This window comes from Modestobacter sp. KNN46-3 (assembly GCF_011039295.1).
Genome location: NZ_JAAKGN010000247.1, coordinates 1 through 4,596 on the forward strand (window position 1 = coordinate 1; position 4,596 = coordinate 4,596).

A 4,596-nucleotide genomic window follows, 5' to 3' on the forward strand; every position below is an offset into this window, starting at 1 on the left:
AACCCGACCCGGGTGGCCGCGTCGTCCTGCGGGGGACCGGCATGTCGCTCGACGTGGTGTCCGAACTCGCTGTCGGACGGCGTCGGGTGCTGGCCGGACTGGACCTCGCCGGATCCACGACGTGCGGAGGATCGTTGAGCAAATCGGTTGGTGTGCAGGTGGGACGGGTCTGCCCGTCGTGCGGTCGGGAGGACTCCGTTCTGCTGATCTGGGGGATGCCTGATCCCGAGGGCATGCTGCTGGCCGAACGCGGCCTGGTGGAGTTGGGCGGCTGCATGGTGGAGCCGGACGAACCGACACTCGCCTGCCGTTCCTGCGGTCTGCAGTGGGGCCGGGGTGGGTGGCCCTCGCAGGGGTTGAGGTCGTCTGACCGCCCGGAGCGTCGGTACCCGTAGGCCGTGCGCCCTCGGGTGACCTCAGCTCCGGACGGTCACCGTCACCGGCGCATGAACGCTGCGGCCCGAGCGAAGCGGTCTCACCCCGCAGGGGCGACCTCGGGGTTCGTCACCCAGCCGCCGGCCGGCGTCGGTGGTCGGAGCGGCTCAGCCACGCAGGCCCACCAGCGCCCGATCCAGGAGGCGAACACCGGCGGAGCGTTCGCGCACGTCGATGGATCCGGCGAGGTCCAGTCCGGCCAGCACCCGACGCCGTCCGACAGCGAGTTCGGACACCACGTCGAGCGACATGCCGGTCCCCCGCAGGACGACGCGGCCACCCGGGTCGGGTTCCAGCCGGAACCGGCTGACCAGGCGGTCGAGCGCGGCGTCAGGGACGTACCCGTCGAGCCGGTCGACGGCAGCACTGAGGTCGCCGGCGCCCTCGGTCGCGCCCGACCCGACGACCTCCCGGGCCAGCGGGCCGAGCGCGCGGGGGTGGGCGCCGTAGTGGCGACTGTCCGCCCGGTTGCGCGCGCGCGACGCCAGCTCTGCTCCGTCGATCGCGCGGAGGACGGCCCGCAGCCGGGACCGCTGCGCCTGGCCGAGCCACTGGGCCGGGAGGCCCTCCAGCAGCGCGACCGCGGCCCATGCGGTCGGCTCTTCCCACGCCCGGAAGCGGCTGCCCGACCGCTGGGCCAGCCAGTGAGCGACCGACCCGGCGTCGACGCGGTCGATCCCGATCGCCGTCAGGTCGCCGCCCGCGACCAGCCGCTGCACATGACGCGCGGAGACGCCGAGCCGCTCGGCGGCCTGCTGCGTGGTCATCAGTGCCATACGGACAATGTCGGTGCAACGACACGATCGGTCAAGGCAACGCGCATCCATGGGGTGACGTATCGGCAGCATTCTGCCGGGCGGGCCGTCGGATCAGCCGGCCGTCGCCCGAGATCGGGAGCCGACGGGGTGGGCGGTGGCGATGCGCTCCGTCAGGTGGACCTCGACGGTGTCGCCGGCCTGCTTGCCGATCGCGTCGCGGAGCACCGCCGTCACCGGCAGCTTGTGGCGCCCGTCGCCGAGCGCCATGAACGCGCTGCGGAACGGGCGTCCGTCGATCGTCCCGCTGACCTTCACCAGGCCCCGGGTGCCGAAGAAGGCGACCGAGTCGACCCACACCAGGTAGGTCCACCCGCCGGCCGCCGAGCTCTGCTGCAGCCGGGCGGTGAACCGCTCGTCGAGGGCGGTCATCACGCCCCCTCGACCAGCACGAGAGCGTTCCCGTCCGGGTCGCGGACGGTGAACATCGGCGGGGCCATCTCGCCCATCCGCAGGACCTCGGCATCGACGTCCACGCCCCGCCCGCGCAGCTGCGCATGTGCGGCGTCCGCGTCGGCCGTGCCCAGCCGGATGCCCGGTGGGAAGCCGCTGCCGGCCGCGATGAGGGCGATCGACGTCCCTCCGCCGGCCGGCGCCACCTCGACCCAGCGCATGCCCGGGCCCAGCTCCGCGTCGCGGACCACCTGCAGGCCCAGGTCGTCCACGTAGAAGTCCAGCGCCCGCTGCAGGTCGGTCACCACCACGGTCGTCGTGGCGACCCGGGTGACGGTGTCCGTCGTCGTCTCGCTCATGACGTTCCCTCCCCGCCCGACGCGCGCCGCCGGGCAGAGATGAAGACGTCGCTGCTCCAGCCAACTCATCGCGGAGCCGGGCAGGGGCCAAAGTCGCGACTTTGGCCCCTCAGGGGATGGGTGCGCCGAGGAGGGCGTGGGGGGTCCAGGTCCCGAGGGCGTCGGCGTCGCCGGCGGAGCGGAAGGCGAGCGCGGCGGCGCCGATCCAGCCGGCCTCGCTGCCCAGCTCGGCGACCCGCACCGGCGGCGCGGAGCGCCACGCCAATCCTGCCGCCAGCCCGGCTCGGACCGGTTCCAGCAGGGCGTCGCCGGCGGCGGTGAAGCCGCCGCCGAGCACGATCGTCGTCGGGTCCAGCAGCAGCGTCGCGGTCACCAGCCCCTGCGCCAGCACCTGCATCGCCTCGGCCCACACCCGGTCGGCGTCCGCGTCGCGGCCCAGCCGGGCGACGACGTCCTCCGCCGGTAGAGAGACGCCGGAGAGAGCCGCGTAGCGCCGGGCCAGCCCGGCACCCGACGCGTAGACCTCCAGGCAGCCTCGTTGCCCGCAGGTGCACGCCTCGCCGCCGGGCACCATCGGGATGTGGCCGAGCTCCCCGGCTGCGCCGCCGTCCCCGGTCACCGGCCGGCCACCGGTCACCAGCGCCGCGGCCACCCCGGTGCCGATGGTCACCAGCACGAAGTCCTCGACGCCGCGGGCCGCGCCGAGCAGTTGCTCGGCGAGCCCCGCCGTCCGCACGTCGTGGCCGGTCACCACCGGCAGCCCGGTCGCCTCGGCCAGCAGCGCCCGCAGCGGCACGTCGCGCCAGTCCAGGTTCGACGCGTAGACGACCGTGCCGCTCGCCTCGTCGAGCATCCCGGGGGTCACCACACCGGCGCCGACCACGTCCAGGCCCTGTTCGCGCGCGGCGCCGGCCAGCGAGCGCAGATGGCCGGCGATGGCGGCCACGGTGTCCGTCGCCGGGTCGGTGGGCCGGCGCTCGACCACCACCGGCCGCCCGTCGCGGGTGACGACCGCGCCCTTCATCGAGGTGCCGCCTACGTCGATCGCCAGCACCGCAGGAGTGGTCGTCACGAGGCGAGCGCCTCGAGCACGGCCCGGATCGGCTCGGCCGAGGTCGCCAGCCGCGGGACGGTGTAGTCGACGCCGGTGGCCGAGCCGGCGGCCGAGGAGACGATCGGCGAAGCCGCCCGCAGGTGCACCTCCGGCACCCCGGTCTCCGCGACGAGCGAGGCCACGTTGGACCCGCGCACCGACCCGCCGGCGAGCACGGTGATCCGGTCGCCCGCCAACTCCACCAACGAGCGGAGCACCGCGGCCCCAGCGGCAGCGGTCGGCGCGCCACCCGAGGTGAGCACTCGGGAGATCCCCGCGAAGATCAGCGTGGGCAGGGCAGCCGGGAGGTCCGGCAGCGTGTCGAACGCGCGGTGGAACGTCACCGGGCACGGCCCGGCGGCCTGGACCAGTCGGGACAGCACGGCGGTGTCGATCGCGCCGTCCGCGGTCAGCGCCCCGACCACGAACCCGACCTGCGCCGATGCAGGCAGCGCTCGGACGGCGGCGATGTCGGCGAGCATCACGTCGACCTCGGCGGGGGAGTACACGAAGTCGCCGGCCCGCGGCCGGATCAGCACCTGCACGCCGATCCGCGACACCTCGGCGAGGACCGTGGACACCAGCCCGATGGACGGCGTCGTCCCACCCTCGGACAGCGCCGCGCACACCTCGACCCGGTCCGCACCGCACTCCTCGGCGATCGTCGCGCCGGCGACGTCGTCGATGCAGATCTCGACCGCGGTCACCGGCCCTCCAGCCAGGCGAGGACGTCGGCACCCGGCTCGATCGCACCGACCGGCACCCCGCCGCCGAGCACCGGGAGGGCGGTCAGGGAGGCAGCGGCGGAGACGTCCACGCCGAGCCCACCGAGCACGGTCAGCGCCACCAGGGTCGTCGCCCGCGGGTTGCCGTCGACCACCTTCATCGCCACCGCCTGGCCGTCGGGCCCGGCCACGCCGATCACGCCCTCCGCGCCGCCCTTGGCCACCGCGCCCGGCACGAGCTCCATCACCGCGGAGTTCTGGTGCCCGGTGCCGCCGACGAAGAACGGGTGCGTCCGCATCGCGCCGGCCACCTCGGCAGCCGGACCCTCCGTCGACAGCGACAGCGACCGGAAGGCGGTGGCCAGCCCGCGCACCGTGGTGCCGAACAGCGGAGCGCCGCAGCCGTCGATCGCGTCGTGCCGCACCGGCGTGCCGGTCCACTCCGCCGTCACCGCGCGCACGTGCTGCTGCAGCGGGTGCCCCGGGTCCAGGTAGGAGGCGGTCGGCCAGCCGTTGACCGCGCAGGCCAGCAGCATCGCCGCGTGCTTGCCCGAGCAGTTCATCCACACCGTGCTCCGCTCGGCGTTGGCCCGGATGAGCGCGACGCGGGTCGGCTCGTCCTCGGGCCAGTCGACCGGGCACTGCAGCGCCGCCTCCTCCAGCCCGGCCCGCTCCAGCAGCCGGCGCACGACGTCGACGTGCGCGTCCTCGCCGGTGTGGCTGCCGGCGGCGATCGCCAGCTCCGGCCCGGTCAGCGGGGCGCCGGCGGTCAGGCA

Annotated in this window: 6 protein-coding genes and 1 pseudogene; 1 reads left to right on the forward strand and 6 read right to left on the reverse strand. The window is 75.0% G+C overall.

Annotated elements, in window-relative coordinates; genetic code table 11:
* Window positions 1–395 (forward strand): annotated as a pseudogene (locus G5C62_RS27685) (hypothetical protein); the annotation flags it as partial.
* A gap of 147 nt (window positions 396–542) precedes the next feature.
* Here the strand turns inward: G5C62_RS27685 and G5C62_RS25780 are convergent.
* The 6 genes from G5C62_RS25780 to G5C62_RS25805 all read right to left on the reverse strand — a co-directional run.
* Window positions 543–1,202 (reverse strand): helix-turn-helix domain-containing protein, encoded by a 660-nt coding sequence (locus tag G5C62_RS25780; RefSeq protein WP_164703248.1) that lies wholly within the window; start codon window positions 1,200–1,202, stop codon window positions 543–545.
* A gap of 102 nt (window positions 1,203–1,304) precedes the next feature.
* The gene (locus G5C62_RS25785) at window positions 1,305–1,622 is read right to left on the reverse strand and encodes a DUF1905 domain-containing protein (protein WP_164703249.1); all 318 of its coding nucleotides are present in this window, start codon (window positions 1,620–1,622) and stop codon (window positions 1,305–1,307) included.
* Window positions 1,622–2,002 (reverse strand): VOC family protein, encoded by a 381-nt coding sequence (locus tag G5C62_RS25790; RefSeq protein ID WP_164703250.1) that lies wholly within the window; start codon window positions 2,000–2,002, stop codon window positions 1,622–1,624. Before G5C62_RS25790 ends, G5C62_RS25785 begins: the two co-directional genes overlap by 1 nt.
* A 109-nt stretch (window positions 2,003–2,111) precedes the next feature.
* A complete protein-coding gene (locus G5C62_RS25795) occupies window positions 2,112–3,074 on the reverse strand; it encodes an ROK family protein (protein ID WP_164703251.1) in 963 nt (320 codons plus the stop codon).
* Window positions 3,071–3,802 carry a copper homeostasis protein CutC gene (locus G5C62_RS25800; protein WP_164703252.1) on the reverse strand — a complete coding sequence of 244 codons (732 nt, stop codon included), beginning with the start codon at window positions 3,800–3,802 and terminating at the stop codon, window positions 3,071–3,073. Before G5C62_RS25800 ends, G5C62_RS25795 begins: the two co-directional genes overlap by 4 nt.
* Window positions 3,799–4,596, reverse strand: a 798-nt coding sequence (locus G5C62_RS25805) for an asparaginase (protein WP_164703253.1), incomplete at its 5' end; no start/stop codon positions are given. The genes G5C62_RS25805 and G5C62_RS25800, both read right to left, overlap by 4 nt.

Bases quoted from the DNA above. Each gene is read 5' to 3' on its own strand.
- G5C62_RS25790 (WP_164703250.1), bottom strand. From the start codon at position 2,002: ATGAGCGAGACGACGACGGACACCGTCACCCGGGTCGCCACGACGACC.
- G5C62_RS25785 (WP_164703249.1), bottom strand. From the start codon at position 1,622: ATGACCGCCCTCGACGAGCGGTTCACCGCCCGGCTGCAGCAGAGCTCG.
- G5C62_RS25780 (WP_164703248.1), bottom strand. From the start codon at position 1,202: ATGACCACGCAGCAGGCCGCCGAGCGGCTCGGCGTCTCCGCGCGTCAT.